General features: G+C 49.4%; 15 protein-coding genes. 14 read left to right on the forward strand and 1 reads right to left on the reverse strand.

Features of this window, described 5'->3' with window-relative positions:
• Positions 1-18: 18 nt before the first annotated feature.
• From murA to M655_RS02855, 13 genes are all read left to right on the forward strand, one after another.
• Positions 19-1,344, forward strand: a complete 1,326-nt coding sequence (murA, locus tag M655_RS02795; RefSeq protein ID WP_007778456.1) for a UDP-N-acetylglucosamine 1-carboxyvinyltransferase — start codon at positions 19-21, stop codon at positions 1,342-1,344.
• Positions 1,345-1,496: 152 nt separating this feature from the next.
• Positions 1,497-2,513: a stage II sporulation protein D gene (spoIID, locus tag M655_RS02800; RefSeq protein WP_025843651.1), complete on the forward strand. Its 1,017-nt coding sequence runs from the start codon at positions 1,497-1,499 to the stop codon at positions 2,511-2,513.
• A gap of 91 nt (positions 2,514-2,604) precedes the next feature.
• A complete protein-coding gene (locus M655_RS02805) occupies positions 2,605-3,330 on the forward strand; it encodes a M23 family metallopeptidase (RefSeq protein WP_005831802.1) in 726 nt (241 codons plus the stop codon).
• Between the two features lie 182 nt (positions 3,331-3,512).
• Entirely contained in the window at positions 3,513-3,800 is a 288-nt protein-coding gene (spoIIID, locus tag M655_RS02810; RefSeq protein WP_005831806.1) for a sporulation transcriptional regulator SpoIIID, read from the forward strand.
• A gap of 77 nt (positions 3,801-3,877) precedes the next feature.
• Positions 3,878-4,894 carry a rod shape-determining protein gene (locus tag M655_RS02815; RefSeq protein WP_005831808.1) on the forward strand — a complete coding sequence of 339 codons (1,017 nt, stop codon included), beginning with the start codon at positions 3,878-3,880 and terminating at the stop codon, positions 4,892-4,894.
• A gap of 6 nt (positions 4,895-4,900) precedes the next feature.
• On the forward strand, positions 4,901-5,869 hold the full coding sequence (locus M655_RS02820; RefSeq protein ID WP_007778464.1) for a flagellar hook-basal body protein: 969 nt from the start codon (positions 4,901-4,903) through the stop codon (positions 5,867-5,869).
• Positions 5,870-5,884: 15 nt separating this feature from the next.
• Positions 5,885-6,718, forward strand: a complete 834-nt coding sequence (locus M655_RS02825) for a flagellar hook-basal body protein (RefSeq protein WP_005831812.1) — start codon at positions 5,885-5,887, stop codon at positions 6,716-6,718.
• Positions 6,719-6,751: 33 nt separating this feature from the next.
• Positions 6,752-7,006 carry a DNA-directed RNA polymerase subunit beta gene (locus M655_RS02830; protein ID WP_005831814.1) on the forward strand — a complete coding sequence of 85 codons (255 nt, stop codon included), beginning with the start codon at positions 6,752-6,754 and terminating at the stop codon, positions 7,004-7,006.
• A 148-nt stretch (positions 7,007-7,154) separates the two neighbouring features.
• On the forward strand, positions 7,155-7,676 hold the full coding sequence (locus M655_RS02835; RefSeq protein ID WP_005831816.1) for a CDP-alcohol phosphatidyltransferase family protein: 522 nt from the start codon (positions 7,155-7,157) through the stop codon (positions 7,674-7,676).
• 164 nt (positions 7,677-7,840) lie between these two features.
• On the forward strand, positions 7,841-8,299 hold the full coding sequence (gene fabZ, locus M655_RS02840; RefSeq protein ID WP_005831818.1) for a 3-hydroxyacyl-ACP dehydratase FabZ: 459 nt from the start codon (positions 7,841-7,843) through the stop codon (positions 8,297-8,299).
• Positions 8,300-8,369: 70 nt separating this feature from the next.
• On the forward strand, positions 8,370-9,107 hold the full coding sequence (locus tag M655_RS02845; protein WP_026557557.1) for a WecB/TagA/CpsF family glycosyltransferase: 738 nt from the start codon (positions 8,370-8,372) through the stop codon (positions 9,105-9,107).
• Positions 9,108-9,134: 27 nt separating this feature from the next.
• Positions 9,135-10,235: a glycosyltransferase family 4 protein gene (locus tag M655_RS02850; RefSeq protein WP_026557556.1), complete on the forward strand. Its 1,101-nt coding sequence runs from the start codon at positions 9,135-9,137 to the stop codon at positions 10,233-10,235.
• A gap of 185 nt (positions 10,236-10,420) precedes the next feature.
• Positions 10,421-14,635: an S-layer homology domain-containing protein gene (locus M655_RS02855; RefSeq protein ID WP_026557555.1), complete on the forward strand. Its 4,215-nt coding sequence runs from the start codon at positions 10,421-10,423 to the stop codon at positions 14,633-14,635.
• A 120-nt stretch (positions 14,636-14,755) separates the two neighbouring features.
• On the opposite strand, the gene M655_RS02860 is transcribed toward M655_RS02855, so the two are convergent.
• Complete coding sequence (locus M655_RS02860; protein WP_026557554.1) at positions 14,756-15,406, reverse strand: YigZ family protein; 651 nt, start codon at positions 15,404-15,406, stop codon at positions 14,756-14,758.
• A 286-nt stretch (positions 15,407-15,692) separates the two neighbouring features.
• On the opposite strand from M655_RS02860, the gene M655_RS02865 reads away from it, so the two are divergent.
• Positions 15,693-16,904, forward strand: a complete 1,212-nt coding sequence (locus M655_RS02865; RefSeq protein WP_007778481.1) for a TolC family protein — start codon at positions 15,693-15,695, stop codon at positions 16,902-16,904.
• The last annotated feature ends 159 nt before the right edge of the window (positions 16,905-17,063 follow it).

Below are 17,063 nucleotides of genomic sequence, written 5' to 3' on the forward strand. Positions count from 1 at the left end.
CACGCGGAGGGGTACACATTGGATAAAATTATTGTCCGTGGTGGTAAGGCATTGGCCGGTAATGTGAAAGTATCTGGCGCCAAAAATGCCGTACTCCCTATTATTGCAGCATCTATCCTGGCAGAAGAAGGAACATGCGTGATCTCGGATGTACCTGCTCTCGACGATGTCAGGACGATATGCGACCTCTTGAAATCGATGGGAATCTCCCTTACATATGATCATGAAGTGCTGACAATCCATGCTTCCGAGCTCACCAGCGTGGAAGCATCCTATGAACTGGTCCGCAAAATGCGTGCATCCTTCCTGGTGATGGGGCCGCTTTTGGCAAGAAAAGGACAGGCTCGTGTCGCTCTTCCAGGTGGTTGTGCCATTGGTACCCGCCCGATCGACCAACACCTGAAAGGGTTTGAGGCTATGGGAGCCAAAATCGAGATCGGACAAGGGTTTATTGAAGCGAAAGCAGACGGGCGATTGAAAGGGGCAAAAATCTACCTCGATATCGCAAGCGTCGGCGCAACGGAAAATATCATGATGGCGGCTGCTTTGGCCGAAGGCACGACCGTGATTGAAAACGCGGCAGAGGAGCCGGAGATTGTCGACCTGGCCAACTTCCTGAACAGAATGGGCGCAAAAATCCGCGGTGCGGGAACTGGCTCTATTCGCATTGAAGGCGTGGAAAAGCTGAAGGGCTGCACGCATTGCGTCATCCCTGACCGGATCGAGGCGGGAACGTTCATGGTAGCCGCAGCGATTACGGGTGGCGATGTCTTTGTGGAAGGCGCGATTTGCGATCACCTGAAATCCGTCACTGCCAAGCTGCGGGAAATGGGCGTAGAGGTAGACGAGCAGGAGAACGGCATTCGCGTTCGCCGGACTGGTCCGCTCAAGGCTGTCGATCTCAAGACGCTGCCGTATCCAGGCTTCCCGACTGACATGCAGTCGCAAATGATGGCGCTTTTGCTTGTTTCAGAAGGAACGAGCATCGTGACTGAAACCGTTTTTGAAAATCGTTTCATGCACGTGGAAGAGTTCCGCCGCATGAATGCCAATATCAAAATCGAAGGACGCAGTGCGATTGTGGAAGGCGGCTCCAAGCTGACCGGAAGCAAGGTAGCAGCGACTGATTTGCGCGCAGGTGCCGCATTGGTGCTGGCTGGCTTGGTGTCAGAGGGGGAGACAGAGGTTACGGCTCTCCATCATATCGACCGTGGGTACGTGAACTTTACGGAAAAACTGCTGGCGCTTGGGGCAGATGTAGAGCGCGTAGGCCCAGAGGAGAAAAAGCGCGAAGCGGTAGTACCGGATACGATCAAGGTAAGCTTCTCTCCTAATTTTGCGTAACCAATGTGTCAGCTATATGACAAAAACGAAGATTCTCTGCGAAAGCAGGGGGTCTTTTTTCTTTTCTCGCGACTCTCTTACTCTCTCGTTCTATCGGTCTGCGGCAGTACATAGACTGAAAGTGTCTAGCACTTAACGGGGAGGATCACTTGATGAAACGCTACTTGCTCATAGGGTTTATCACTTTGCCGATCTTGCTCGTCCTGATGCCGGCCGCGCTGGTCTATCTGTTTGCTCCCTCGCACGATTCGGCCGCCCAGCCAGCCGCAGCCGTCCAAGGGCAGGACAAACCCGCAATGGCCGGAACTGCCCCGTCGCTTTCCATCAAGGTCTACCGGACAGAAAAAAAGGTTGTGGAGACACTGCCGCTGGAGACGTACATTGCCGGAGTGGTAGCCGCCGAGATGCCTGCCGAATTTGAACTGGAGGCGCTGAAAGCCCAGGCGATGGCTGCGCGAACGTATATCGTGCGCAGGTTGAAGCAAGGGAAGTTCGACGACGTGCCGGCAGGCGGACAGGTGCTGGATACCGTCCAGCATCAGGTCTATATGGATGAAGCGCAGCGCCGCGAGCGCTGGGGGGACCAATACGAATGGAAAAGCAAGCGCATCGAGCAAGCCGTTCAGGCAACTGCGGGTGTCGTGCTGACGTACCAGGGAGAGCCGATTGATGCGACGTTTTTTTCCACCAGCAACGGTTTCACCGAAAACTCGGATGAGTACTGGGAAAGGCCGATCCCTTATTTGAAAAGCGTTGCCAGCCCGTGGGATATCGAGTCTCCCCGTTATGAAGAAACGGTGGTCAAGTCGACGGCAGAGCTGGAAAAAGAGCTGGGCGTGAAGCTTGCGCAGGAGGCGTCTTCAAGTGGGGCCTGGTATCGAATCGAGTCGCGAACGACAGGCAATCGGGTTGGCAAGATCAGCATTGGCGGCAAGGAGTTCAGCGGGCGGGAATTTCGCGAAAAGCTGAATTTAAATTCGTCGTCCTTTTCGTTGGAACTCAGGGGGAATCAGGTGTTTATTACGACCAAAGGATACGGCCACGGTGTCGGCATGAGCCAGTGGGGAGCAAACGGCATGGCCAAGAGCGGAAAAACCGCCGAGCAGATCGTGAAGCACTTCTATCAAGGAATCAGCCTGCAGGAATACTCGCAAATTTTGCGCGCCTAGCAAAAAAGAACGCAAATTTTTACTTTTCCCTACTCCCTCAGGTTTATACGCCAAAATTCTGGCGATACTGAGGGATGAGGTGATGAATAAAATGGAAGATCAAAAAAATCAAAATCAACCGATTCCATTCAAGAAGGCAAGCTCTTGGAAAAAAGTTTTGGGCAAGAAGTGGGCGTTCCCCGCAATCTACATCGGAACCGCAGCAATCATTCTCGCTTTTGTGATGTGGTATCAGGGCAGCGTCATGGACACGGTCTCCAAAATGACGAATGTCGGGGATAACGTGGCAGTGACAACTCCAGCGGCTCCTGAGACACCAGAGCAAAGCGAAGAAGCGGTACCTGTAACAAGTGGCGTTCAACCGTTGGCATGGCCTGTAGGCAAAAACGTTCAGTATGAGCTGGGAATGGGCTACTACGATGAGCAGGCGTCCAAAGACGAGCAGCAAAAAGCGCTCGTCAAGTACGGCAATTCCTTCTACCCGCACACGGGAATTGATTTGAAGGCAACCGACGGCAAGAGCTTTGATGTTGTCGCTGCGCTCGCCGGAAAAGTGACCAAGGTGGAGAATGATCCGCTCGTCGGCAAAACCGTTGAGGTAGAGCACGCTGACAAAATGGTCACCGTTTATCAAAGCCTGGAAAACATCACAGTCAAACCGGGCGATGAAGTGACACAGGGCCAGGTCATCGGATCGGCCGGCCGCAACGAGTATGAAAAAGACTTCGGCGTCCACCTCCACTTTGAGGTACATGTGGACGGCAAGCCGGTTAACCCTCAGCAATATTTGCTGCAGGCGGAAGCAAAAAATCAATAACAGGCGAAATCATGGAAAACACCTGCAAAATCAAGCGTCTTGCGGGTGTTTTTTTGCTGTTGGTACAAACTGTGGAAAAAAGATGCGGCCGTGCTGGCTTGTCAGGCTTGGAAACGTAGAATATGTGTCCCTACGCACCCATATATTGTATCAGACAATGTAGATACAAGGAGGCGAGTAATGTGCACGACTACATCAAAGAGCGGACCATCAAGATTGGCCGATATATTGTAGAGACGCGAAATACGGTTCGGATGATCGCCAAAGAGTTCGGTGTTTCCAAAAGCACAGTGCACAAGGACTTGACGGAAAGGCTGCCTGAAATAAATCCGGAGCTGGCTAACCAGGTTAAGGAAATTTTGGAATATCACAAAGCCATCAGACATCTGCGGGGAGGCGAAGCGACCAAGATCAAGTACAAGCGGCGCAGTAAAAAAGTCCGCGTGGAACAGGAGGAAAGTGTCCAATAAAGAATTTCCTTGTCCTCTCACGTAGAAGAGCCTATGATATTAGGTAGAAATGTAACTGGTAACAGGGAGGACCTTTCATGTTTGGCAAAGATATCGGGATCGACTTGGGGACGGCCAATGTCTTGGTGTATGTAAAAGGCAAGGGGATAGTCCTAGACGAACCATCTGTCGTGGCAATAGATAATAATACAAGAAAAGTATTGGCCGTGGGGCACGAAGCGCATCGCATGGTGGGCCGCACCCCAGGTAATATCGTAGCGATCCGACCTTTGCGCGAAGGGGTCATTGCGGATTTCGAGATTACGGAAGCGATGCTGAAGCACTTTTTGAACAAAATCGGCGGGAAAAGCATGTTTGCGCGTCCACGCATTCTGATCTGCTGCCCGACGAACATTACGTCTGTCGAGCAAAAAGCGATTCGCGAAGCAGCAGAGCGCAGTGGCGGCGCAAGACAGGTATTTATCGAAGAAGAACCGAAAGTTGCCGCAGTAGGGGCAGGGATGGATATTTTTCAGCCGTCGGGCAATATGGTAGTGGATATCGGTGGGGGTACGACCGATGTTGCGGTACTGTCTATGGGCGATATTGTCACGTCTTCCTCCATCAAAATAGCTGGAGACACATTCGATGTGGCCATTATGCGGTACATAAAAAATAAATACAAACTGCTGATTGGAGAGCGTACGGCTGAAGATATCAAGGTTCAGATCGGAACCGTATCCGGCGGGCGCCAGGACGAAATGGACATTCGTGGTCGAGACATGGTAAGCGGCTTGCCGCAAACAATTACCATTCAATCGGGCGAAGTCCAAGAAGCCCTGGCCGAGTCGGTGAGCGCGATTGTACAAGCCTCCAAATCTGTTTTGGAACGAACACCTCCGGAGCTTTCTGCCGATATTATTGATAAGGGTGTTTTCCTGACCGGCGGCGGCGCACTTTTGCACGGTATCGACGAGATTTTGGCAGAGGAGCTGAAGGTTCCTGTGCTGGTAGCGGAAGAGCCGATGATGTGTGTAGCCAAAGGAACCGGAATGATGCTGGACTATTTGGACAAAGTACCGGCTCACTCGAATAGGCGATTATTCAGGGGGTAAGATGACGTGATAAGAGGCTTGTATACGTCTGCATCTGGCATGCTGGCCTTGCAAAACAGGCAAGAATCGCTGGCGAATAATCTGGCTAACATCAATACGCCTGGTTACAAACAGGACGTGGGTGTGATGCGAGCGTTTCCGGAACAGCTACTCTCGCGCATGCGCGATTCCGAAGGGCCTGAATTTCCTGGCATTCCGAATATGCCGGGACAGCCTGCGGTAATCGGACGGTTGAACTCCGGCGTGTACATGTCGGAAGCCATCCCGAATTTTACACAAGGGGACATCGAGGAGACGCGCAATCCGTACGATGTCGCTCTGTTGGACAACCTGCAGCCCGATCAGGACGGCAATGAACGCCGGCTGTTTTACAGCGTGGCACGGATTGAGGACTTGACGCAGCCGGCTCAGCAAGAGGATATCCGCTACACGAGGAACGGCAACTGGAGCGTAAATGCGGATGGATACCTGGTGACGCCGGACGGATACTATGTGCTCGACAATCAAAATCAGGCGATTCGGCTGAACGATCCGGACACCGGCATCAATGTCGGCCAGGACCTGAAAATCAATCAGGCTGGCGAGCTGCTCTACCGGGATACGGCGAGCGAGGAGTACCAGACGCTTGCCGCCCATCCGCGACTGGGCTTGAGCGTCGTGACTGATCCGCAGAAGCTCGTTCGCGAGGGAACAAACGTCTTTCGCTATGAAGGCGATGCAGAGGTACAAGCAATCGACATCGTGGAAGCAGAAGATCAGGCTGCACTGGCAGCCGGAGAGTACGATACGCCTGCTGTTGCAGGGCGATACGGCACGCAGCAGGGCTGGAGAGAGCGCTCCAACGTAGACCCGGCGCAAACCATGACAAGCATGATGAGCGTGCTGCGCGCGTATGAGGCGAATCAGCGGGTGATTACGACGATTGATGGCACGCTGGACAAGGCCGCTAATGAAATCGGACGGGTAAATGGATAATAGGAGGTAGGAAGGATGCAGTCGCTTAACATCTCGACATCGGCCATGCGCGGCATTCAGCAGGCGTTGGACAATACCGCCAACAACCTGGCGAATATTGATACCATTGGCTACAAGCGCAGAGTGGCATCGTTTTCCGAGCTTCTCGCCGATTCGATGACCGAGCAGCCGGCAGTGGACAATCAAAACCGCAATACGCCTGCAGGCTTGCGTGTGGGCAGTGGCGCCCGCCTCGGCTTGACCAAGCTCGATCTCGGTCAGGGCAGCGTCAAGCTGACGGATGTGCCGACGGATGTGCTGATTGAAGGGCCGGGCTATTTTCTGGTCACGCACAAAATCAAGGATGCAACCGGAGCGGTAATTCAGGAAGAAAGTCGCCTTACGCGCGACGGCTCTTTCAAGGTACAATACGATGATGACGAGGGCGGCTATGTGCTGCACACGACATCCGGCCACATTCTCACGGACAATAACGGTGTGAACATCGTTTTGCCTGAGCCGGTGCAAGACATTCAAATTACGCCAGAGGGCGAGCTTTCTGCCAATGGAGTCTCCTATGGCACGATCGGCGTCTGGAAAGTGGACAATCCGGATCAATTGCAGCAGGTGGGACAAAACTTGTTCGACGCCGAGCTTGCTTCCGGGGAAAACCCGATGACCAAGTATGCCAACGCCATTGAGGAAGGCATTGCTTCACTGCGCCAGGGCGCACTGGAAGGCTCCAACGTGACGATGACAGAGGAAATGTCGCAACTGGTGAACATTCAACGCGCTTATCAACTGAATTCGCGGGCGATCGGCATCAGCGATCAGATGATGGGAATTGCCAATTCGCTGCGCAGCAGATAATTCATTCAATCAGTGACGACGGAGGAGAGGAGCATGGAACAAGGGAAGGGTAGAAGGTTCCCGCGTGATACCGAAGAGGTTAGGAAAAAGCCAAAAGAGCGGGAACGGAGCGGCAGAAACTGGCGAGTGACGGTCGCCAAGATTGTGCTGGTCCCACTCCTGTTGTTTTTCTCTCTCGTCATCGGTTTGGTAATTGGCTACGGAGTAGTGGGACACAAGCCGACAGCGGAAGTATTTGATCTCGGGACATACAAGCATATGTGGGACTTGCTTTTTGCAGATACGTAAGCAACGAAAAGAGAAGAGCAAGCTGGACAAGCCCGAACCGGATGGTTGGGGCTGCCTGTTTTTTAGAGGGACTTGTTGCGCAGTTTGTCCACAGAGTATAATAGATCGAGTGGTTGAAAAAGGAAGCGACGATTCTTGCTACGGAGGGATGTCCGTGAATCTTCCCAATTTGCTTACGATCTTTCGCATCGTGCTCATCCCTTTGTACCTGTATGTCTTTTTCTCCGGGATTCCTTTTCACGTCGAAATCGCTTTGGGTATTTTGATTTTGGCGGGAGTCACGGACATCGCAGATGGGTACATCGCGCGGAAACATAAGCTTGTGACCACAATCGGAATGATGTTGGACCCTCTGGCAGACAAGTTAATGATGTTGGCGGTGATCGCCTCATTGTTTTTGACAGAGCGGATCAGCGTGTGGGCCGCCCTGTTTTTCTTTATGCGTGATCTGGCCATGATAATAACAGGAGCTATTTACCACTTCCGGGGCAAAAAAACGGTACCAGCAAATGCATATGGCAAGTTGACAACAGTTCTTTTGTATTTGGTCATACCGCTTGTCATGTATAGATATCATTACAGCGAAGCGATATTGTGGACGGTGATCGCGTTCTCGTTCATTACGAGCGCGATCTATTTAGGGAAGTTTCGGCTGTTGAACCGCACGTAAGGGATGGAAAAAGAGCACTTCCCGTTTGGGGAGGAAGTGCCCCTTCTATTTTAACCCCGCTATGCCGACTTGTCGGAGGCGGGAGTTACGTTTATTCTCAGTTTGCCAACTGGTCTTCATGCACAGACAAGCCCAGATAAAGTATGGAAATGGAGCGATCAGACATGGAATTTAAAGCACCGCTTGATATTATGCAAATCCAGGAAATCATTCCGCACCGCTATCCGTTTTTGCTGGTGGACAAAATTGAAGAGTTGGAGCAAGGAAAACGCGCAGTCGGGATCAAAAACGTGACAGTGAACGAGCCGTTTTTCCAAGGGCATTTTCCTGGCTATCCGGTCATGCCTGGCGTCCTGATTGTGGAAGCGTTGGCGCAAGTCGGAGCAGTCGCCATCCTCAGCATGGAGGAGCACCAAGGAAAAATCGGGCTGTTTGCAGGCATTGACGAGTTTCGCTTCAAGGATCAGGTGAAGCCTGGCGACACGCTGACGCTGGAAGTTGAGCTGACGCGCGTGCGCGGTTCGATCGGCAAAGGGCACGGGAAGGCCATCGTTAATGGGAAAGTAGTCGCAGAGGGCGGACTGATGTTTGCCTTGACGGCAGGAAATAAAGCACATTCATGATATCCTTGAATGTGCTTTTCTTTTCGGGTAAAATGGCTAGTGGGCAACTTATATAATGAAGGTGAAAACATTGACCAAACAGGTCGCAAACATCTTAGGTGTGCCATTTTCGACTCGCGGCTTTCGCGAGACAGTCACATATATAGCAGAACGCATTAAAAACGGCCAAAAGACCCATGTCGTAACAGCCAATCCGGAAATCGTCATGCTGGCGAGGGCGGATCGCGCTTTTCAATCGATTGTGGAACAAGCCTATGTCGTTCCCGATGGAATCGGCATCGTCTACGCTGCCAAATGGACGAATCAGCCGATCCGTGAGCGCGTTACAGGCGTGGAGCTGCTGGAAGCGTTGATGGCGGAAGCAAACAAGCACCAGTGGGGAGTCTACCTGCTCGGTGCCAAGCCGGATGTGATCCGTTTGGCCGCGGAAAAGCTGGCTGCTCGCTACCCGAATGCGCGCATCGTCGGATACCGGGACGGATTTTTCCGGGCAGAAGACGAGGAGGGCATCGTGCAGGAGATTGCCGAAGTCAGGCCGGAGCTGCTGTTCGTCGCACTGGGCGCGCCCAGACAGGACGAATGGATGGTGAAGTATCGCGATCGCCTGAACGCCTCCTTGATGATGGGGGTAGGCGGCAGCTTCGATGTCATCTCCGGAAAAGTAAAACGAGCGCCAGAAATTTGGCAAAAATTGCATTTGGAATGGTTTTACCGACTAGCTTCTCAGCCGTCTCGCTGGAAGCGTCAACTGGCTATTCCCCGGTTTGTTTTGACCGTATTAAAAGAAAAATGGAGTAGCCGTTCCTAGATGCATCCGTAGAGAGGAGAACAGTCGATGTCTACATTAATCCTCGGATTTCTGACTTCGCTGATCGTATCGTTTATTGCGACACCATATGTAAAAAAACTGGCTGAAAAGGTCGGGGTAGTAGATGCTCCCAACCAGCGCAAGGTACATACGCGAATTATGCCCCGCATGGGGGGACTTGCTATTTACCTGGGCTATCTGGTGGCTTTCTTCCTGTTCGTTCCTTACGCCAGCATGTCGGAAATGCTTGGAATTTTCATCGGCAGCACCATCGTGATGGCTGTGGGCATGCTGGATGACAAGTACCAGCTCTCGCCGAAATGGAAGCTGCTCGGCCAACTGATCGCCACGGCGATCGTCGTCATCCCGTTCGGACTCAAGATCGGCGTCGTCAATCTCCCGTACTCCGGTAGCATTGACTTTAGCAGCGGCTGGCTTTTCTGGCTGGCCATTCCGATCACGATGTTCTGGATCGTCGGCGTGACCAACGCCGTCAACCTGATCGACGGCCTGGACGGCTTGTCCGCAGGCGTCTCCGCTATCGCGGCAGGAACGATGGGCGTCATGGCCCTGCTGATGGGCGATTACAAGGTTGCCACTTACTGCTTCGTACTTTTAGGAGCGATCCTGGGCTTTCTGTACTTCAACTTTCACCCGGCCCGCCTGTTCATGGGCGACACCGGTTCGCTTTTCTTAGGCTTCAACCTGGCTGCGCTGTCGATCATGGGCTTCAAGGAAGCGCTCTTCGTTTCCTTCATCATCCCGATCGTCGTGCTCGGCGTTCCGCTTTGGGACACGTTCTTCGCAATCGTGCGCCGCATCGTGAACAAAAAGCCGATCTCCAGCCCGGACAAGGGACACCTGCACCACTGTCTGCTAAACATGGGCCTGTCCCATCGTGCCACGGTCCTTACGATCTACTCGATCAGCATCTTTTTCGGCACAATGGCGATCCTGCTCACCAAAACGACGAAGTGGACGACCATCATCGTCATGGTCGTACTCCTGATCGCCATCCACCTGGGCACCGAAATCGTCGGCCTCGTCAGCCGCCGCCACCGCCCGCTGATTAATGCGTACAGACGGTTGAAGATCAAGCAAGCCGAGCAAGAGCGGCGGACGAATTAAGATCGTAGCCAAATGTAGCCACTGCATGTTTTATGCAGTGGCTTTTTTTCGCCAATTTTTAGGGGGAAGCTCTTAACTGTGGAAAGAAATTAGCCGATAAAGGAAAGGGGAAGGTCTGTCCCATCTCAGCTTAAACAGAGAATGGGACGAAAACTAGATTCAGAATAATAAGGAGAGGTGAAGAAATGAGTAAGCCAATTCAACAATTCCGTCGCTGGCTGGCCATGTGCTTGACGATGATGCTTGTTATTACGGGTGTGATACCTGCGTTATCGATAGACACAGCTAAGGCAGCAACGACTGTTTTAACATTTACCGATTCGCAAGGTACCGCTATAACTGATGGAGCAACCTTGTCAGCGCCAAAAGACGCTGGTAAACGAGTGACCGATCTATATGTAAAGTATGACGGTACTGGTCCGACGGATATTGAAGTTTACCTTAATGGGAAAATGGTACAGAAACAAACAAATGTAAACACAGCAGGACCTCATAAGATTAATGATTTGGATCTGAGTCCTGGCCTGAACACGGTACGTGTGTACTCTACTGCTGAATCCCAAGATGTCTACATTTATTACAAATATATGCCAGCAGATATGCCGATCATACTGGATGGCTATGCTGGAAAAGGAACAGATCCGTTTAACGCAGAACCATTTGGAAGCTCCAAAATTACACTGAAGGGGGTATTTGGAGCAGGGGTTAATGGGAATGCTCTTCGCCTGAAGATTACTCTCGGAAATGGGCAGATCGTATCTGGATTGGAAAAGCTCGCACCTTCAATCAGCGGGAGCACCTTTACTTTTTATGACGTTGCGTTGCAACCAGGGTTAAACAAGATTACGTTTTATGAAACAGTTGGCAGCGTGGTGAAGGAACACCTCCATTTTTATGTGAACTACAACAATACGCCAATTCTCGAAGAATTGAAAATTGAGGACATTGATCTGTCCCCGGTAGGAACTACCCTTGTGACTGTTCCCAGGGCAAATCAGCTTATTCTGGATTTGAACGGGATAGCCAAAAATGCCGATACAGTTGAGGTTCAAAATGCTGCGACAGGTGAAACTCTCCAAGCTGCGGTAAGTTCTTCTACTGGATTTTTCGCAATCAATCTCCCGGCGAAATTCGGCGAAAATCTGTTGCGGATCAGTGCTTATAATCAAAATAAGAAGATTGGCATATTCGAAAGAAAGATATTGGTGGTCACGACTACACCAAATGAGGCTGACCTGCTGTACGGAGTAAAAATCAATGAAAAAGAGTTAGATCCAGATGTCCCATTCAATTTGGATGATACTGTGACGACAGTGAAGTTGAGTGCAGAGGCGCTGGTTCAATTTGTGGATGATCCCGTAGCAAAAAAAGAGCTAAAAAGCTTCGAATTTGTACTCAATGATACGGACCCGCTTAGTAGTGCTTCTGAGATCGTTATTCCTGCAGAAAAAACAAAAAATGAAACAAACAACGGCTTTACACGATACTCCATTAAAGTAGATGATATACCTGCTCTGACGGTGGGGCATCAATATGAATTAACGTTGAGGTATAATTACGATGCTCCCGATTCAAATGGTACCATTGTAAGCAATCCAGTGAATGTCGGCCGTTTTACGTATTTGATTAACTTTGTGGATGGAAATAAGCCACAGTTTATCTCTGCGACATATTCAAATGGAGTATTAAGCACAACAGGGACCAACGTGATTAGTAAAGTTCCAGAAGACATTGAGATAACTGTGAAAAAAATGGATTTACCTGCTGGATCTGATCCAAATAGTGTTAGTGGATCTAGACTCAAAATATACTTGAACAACAAAGAATTGAAATCTAGTGACTATACTTTTATCTATGATAAAAATAAAAATGCAAATCTCTTTACTCTCAAAATCATTAATCCTGATGTAGGAAACGGTGTGTTGAAGCTTGTCTATGATACAGCATCTGATCCGTCAAAGCCACCATTACCAACCGATCCAGCAGATCGATTTGTTGCAGTAGAGTACAACATCAAGTGGCAAATTGCTCCTTATGCGCAATTAACTTATGTGGACAGTTTGGGGAATGTCAAAAGCTTTTATGATGGATTCGAGATTAACAGTGAGAGTGACATCCCAACACTGGATGGCCGGGTCTACAATTTTACCATCAATAGTGCCCGCACCAATATTGAAGCGAAATTAAATACCAGTACAATTACTTTGTCCGGATTATCAGATACTGCATTCCGAATTGACAAAACGAAGTGGAAAGACAAGTTGAAAAAAGGCGATAACACACTACAAGTAACTCTGATGGGTGCAACGCCGGTAGTTTATACTTACAAGATCCTGTATGTTACGTCAAAAGCACCTTCCATTGGAGATGTCAAGTTGTCCGTCATTCATAATGGCGACAACACAGAGCTAACTCAAAAAACAGGTGGGACTGATTATGACACAGGAGCTGCATTTTTAAGCAACTTCTCATTTACAGTTAATGACGCTACGCATGTTTACATTGAGAAAAACGGAAAACGTATTGTTGACTATCGATATGCCTCCAGTAAATGGACACAAGACAAGAGCAACAAGGAATATACGGATACTTTAAGCGAAATTCCAACCTCTTTGCAATCGAGGTTTGATACATCCAATTTTAGTGATAAAACCAAAACAACCTTTGAGGCTAAACTGAGTGCAACACAGTACAATTCAATCCTCAAGGGCGTTCAAGATGTAGTGACCAAGAGTGAGGAACAGGAAGCCACGTTGTCGTTGTTCCCGCTTAATTTGCGGAAGAATAACAACACCGTATATACGATTGTTGCAGAAGACGAAAACGGCACAGTAGTCAGATACAACATCACCATTGCGCAAAAAACGAATTCGTGGGAGGTTATTTCTCCTCGCAAAGCCAAACCGGAAGACAAGTATATTACAGTGAACAGCAATAGTGTTCCGATCAAGATTTTTGCAGAAAAAGCTGACAAAGTACTGTTTGGAAAAGTCGAGGCCACCGTAACAAATACGAAAGACCCTGATTTCGTGTTTGACAAGGATTTGGCAAAAGCGATACCGGAAACTTATTACGTCTTTACAGCTACTGTTCCTCTGAAGAAGGGGCTTAACACCATTAAATATTCAGTAGTTGTTGGCAGTAGTACCCATAATGACCAGATTCAGATTTACAACGCTGACTCTGCTGTCGACGGGGCGGAAAGCAGAGATGTGCTTGGCAAAAAAGTATCATTCAGCGTTTTTGATAAAGCACTGCAACTCAAGTTCCCATCTGGCACAGTATTGCTAGCTCCTTCGAGCAATCGTGCAGGAGAGGAAACGAAAAATCCGACAAAAGACATTTTTGTCGATGTTCCTTTGTACTTTGGGATTGCAGATCGTACGACCGGACAGGTTAGCATTGAAGGCGACAGCCTGAAATCAAGGCTTGGACTAGACAGTAATTTCAATTACGGTAGCCCACTCTACTATATAGATGCAGGTGACACCGAGAATCCGGGCGGTCGTGATCCTTATTACGACGAATCTGATGGCGAAGAGTTCAAAGATCGTTATCAGGAAAATCTGGTTCCAAGCAAACAGGGCACATTAACAATCCAGTACGATACCTCCATCGTCAACGCAGCAAACAATGTTTTGACTGTGTACTATCATGATGGTAAAGAGTGGAGAAATATTGGCGGAGTGGTTAACACCGGGCAAAAATCAATCACCGTTCCATTTAGCGGTTTTGGATACTACATGGTAATGAAAAATCGTGAATCTTTTGAGGATGTAGTCACTCACGATTTCGCCCGTGACGCCATGGAGACACTCTACTCGAAAGGAATCATGCCGGCATATAGTGGCAGCAGCTTCGGAGCAAACCGAGACATGACCAGGGGAGAATTTGCAACTATGCTTGTGAAGGCTTTGGCCCTTCCAATCAAAGCAGGTCCATATCGTGACAGTAATGAAAAGGACCCCGTCTCACCAACTTTTGTCGATGTGCGCCCAAGCCGTGATACCTGGGACTACCAATACAAATATGTAGAAACGGCTGCACGTGCAGGTATCATTCGCGGTAAACAGCCTGGTTACTTCCGTCCGGACGATTCGTTGACTCGCGAAGAGGCAGCGATTATGATAGCACGGGCATTGAATCTGAAGCTCGGCACACTGGATACATCGAAAATCGCTTTGGACAAAATGTTTACGGATGCTAAGGATGTAGGTTACTATGCTGCGCCGTCAGTGCTTGCTGTTAGCAAGGCAAAACTGATGAACGGCGAGCCTAACGATCCAACAGCGAAAAAACCAACGTATAGCTTTAAGCCGACTAATAACCTGACACGCGCCGAAATGGCCATCATCACAGTCCGTGTTATGGTCCAACTCAAAAAACTCCCTAAACAGTAATTCAGAATTGCGCTATATAATAGAAGAAAAGCTGAAGAGGTTCGTCGCCTCTTCAGCTTTTTTCGTAGGAAAAGCCACCGGATACAACAACTACACGTTCAAGCAAGCAACTTTACTCCCCTACTCATCCCCCACAGCTTCCACAGGCACCTCAACATACTCCTTCTCACCGAGTACAATCTGCGCCTGCCCATTCGTCAAATCAGTAAACCGCTCTACAAACACATTCTGCCCACTCTCAGGAATCAACACATGCGCCGTGACCTTGTCCGTAAAATCGGTCCCGCTCACCCGATATTCCCCGATGCGCAGCTCGTTTTCCACCTTGCCCCACCACGTATAGTCCACGCTGACCGAGATAGCCTGGTGCAGAGTATGCACGACAATCTTGGCGGCTTTCAAGGCAGTGACCGTTCCCGCCGTGTAAGCCCGGACAAGCCCGCCAGCGCCCAGCTTGATTCCGCCGAAGTAACGGGTCACGACTACCACAGTATCCTTGACGCCGTTTTTCTTGATGCACTCCAGGATCGGCTTGCCTGCCGTACCACTAGGCTCGCCATCATCACTTGAGCGTTGAATCTGGTCGTTTTCGCCGATGACAAAAGCGGAGCAATTGTGGGTGGCATCCCAGTGCTTCTTTTTAATCATGGCGATAAAAGCAACCGCTTCTTCTTCCGTCGTAACCCGCTGCGCATAGCCGATGAAGCGGGAGCGCTCGATGACGATGTAGTCCTCTCCATAGCCAGCAACGGTTTTGTATTCTGTAAGCATCGATCAATCACCTCAAGAAAAGGATAGCATGCAAAAATGATGTTGGCGAATCCTGAAATGTTTTTGACACAGAATCGTAGTAATCTATGAGGCAAAGAAGGACTAAATCAGAAAGGGATGATCTATACATGTTAAAGTGCGTGTAATCCCTTATGAAAATGCTGGTAGGGCACTAATTTTTCGTGTGCGAAACATTACTCTGTGATATAGTGATCTTGGGACAAACTGTAATATTTCAAGTAGTGAAAAGTTTTACAATCAATACAAGCAAAAGGAGTGGAATCACGTGAATTTTCCATATTCGAGCAACAAGTGGATGAGCATCAGTTTGGCGGCTGTACTCACAACCGCAATTGGAGCAGGAACCTTGACGGCATCTGCCAATACAGGAACAGAGGCGGCGAAACCGGCGCAGCCAGCACAAACAGTAGCAGCGGAAACAGGCAATACAACGACATCCGAGACTGCTGCACTGGAAGAGCTGACGCTGGAAAAAGCGATTGAACAAGCGTTGCAAACCAACAATACGCTCCAGAATGCACGTATTGACGCGAAAAATGCGGATTTGAACGAATCGCTTTCCTATATTACCTCTGCTGACATGTCCAAAGATATGATCGATTCCCTGGAAGGAACAAAAGAACAATTGAACGCCGCAAAGGCCAAGTACGTAGGGAATGCACAAGCAGAGATCAACAAAAAACTGAATGCACTGATGGTGAAAGCTACAGAATCCAAAATCAGATTGGGTGCGCAAAATGTCTACTACAACCTCATTTTTGCGCAGGACGACTATGAATTGAAAAAACAAAGCCTGACGCGTGCAGAAACGCAACTGAAAGTGGCCAAAGCGGCATTTGATGTGGGAACAAAAGCAAAAACAGACGTCCTGCAGGCAGAAATGGGCGTAGCAGGGGCAAAGGCTGCTTTGACATCCGCAGCAAATGCGGTAGAAGTAGCGCGCATGGATTTGAATGATTTTCTTGGCGTTGACCTGAACAAAAAGTGGAAGATCGTCTCCAGCAACAAACAGGTTGCGCCGATTTCCTTGACTTTGGAGCAAGCACAAGCTCAGGCTCTTTCCAAACGTGTCGAGATGACAAAAGTACAGGAAGAACTGAATTTGGCAGAACTGAACGTCAAATTGATCGAGGAGTATTCGGCATTGTCGACCCTCCAAGGCCGCCAAGCCCGCAATAACGTAGATAAGTCGAAAATGGCGATCGAGGAACAAAAACGCACCATCTCCAAGGAAGTTGCCCAAGCTTATTTGAATCTGAATGCGGCAAGAGAGGCGATTGAGTTCCAGAAAACAGCGAAAAACTCTGCTGCCGAGAGCTACCGTCTGACAAATCTGCGCTTTGAAAACGGCCTGGCGACTACACTTGAAGTGATCCAGGCAGAAGAAGAGCTTTCCGACCGCGAGAACCAGTACCAAAAAGCGATTCTCAACTACAACCTGGCTGTCGTAAACTTTGAAACAGCACTCGGCAACTAGGCTTGTGTGACCAAGAAAGATTTGTAAGGTTTTGAACAGAACTGGAAAAAGGTTCAATGGTGACAGTCCGCCCTGCGTACCCTATAATACGAAGTGTGGCGGATGTCACTTCGTACATAATCGACAGGTGAATACGAACCCACGAAAAAATCTTTAAAT

Source organism: Brevibacillus sp. NSP2.1 (assembly GCF_000470975.2).
Classification (GTDB): Bacteria; Bacillota; Bacilli; order Brevibacillales; family Brevibacillaceae; genus Brevibacillus; species Brevibacillus agri.

Coding starts and splice junctions, on each gene's coding strand:
- M655_RS02855 (WP_026557555.1), top strand. CDS start 10,421: ATGAGTAAGCCAATTCAACAATTCCGTCGCTGGCTGGCCATGTGCTTG.
- M655_RS02815 (WP_005831808.1), top strand. CDS start 3,878: ATGTTTGGCAAAGATATCGGGATCGACTTGGGGACGGCCAATGTCTTG.
- M655_RS02805 (WP_005831802.1), top strand. CDS start 2,605: ATGGAAGATCAAAAAAATCAAAATCAACCGATTCCATTCAAGAAGGCA.
- M655_RS02835 (WP_005831816.1), top strand. CDS start 7,155: ATGTCCGTGAATCTTCCCAATTTGCTTACGATCTTTCGCATCGTGCTC.
- fabZ (WP_005831818.1), top strand. CDS start 7,841: ATGGAATTTAAAGCACCGCTTGATATTATGCAAATCCAGGAAATCATT.
- M655_RS02830 (WP_005831814.1), top strand. CDS start 6,752: ATGGAACAAGGGAAGGGTAGAAGGTTCCCGCGTGATACCGAAGAGGTT.
- spoIID (WP_025843651.1), top strand. CDS start 1,497: ATGAAACGCTACTTGCTCATAGGGTTTATCACTTTGCCGATCTTGCTC.
- M655_RS02850 (WP_026557556.1), top strand. CDS start 9,135: ATGTCTACATTAATCCTCGGATTTCTGACTTCGCTGATCGTATCGTTT.
- M655_RS02860 (WP_026557554.1), bottom strand. CDS start 15,406: ATGCTTACAGAATACAAAACCGTTGCTGGCTATGGAGAGGACTACATC.
- M655_RS02825 (WP_005831812.1), top strand. CDS start 5,885: ATGCAGTCGCTTAACATCTCGACATCGGCCATGCGCGGCATTCAGCAG.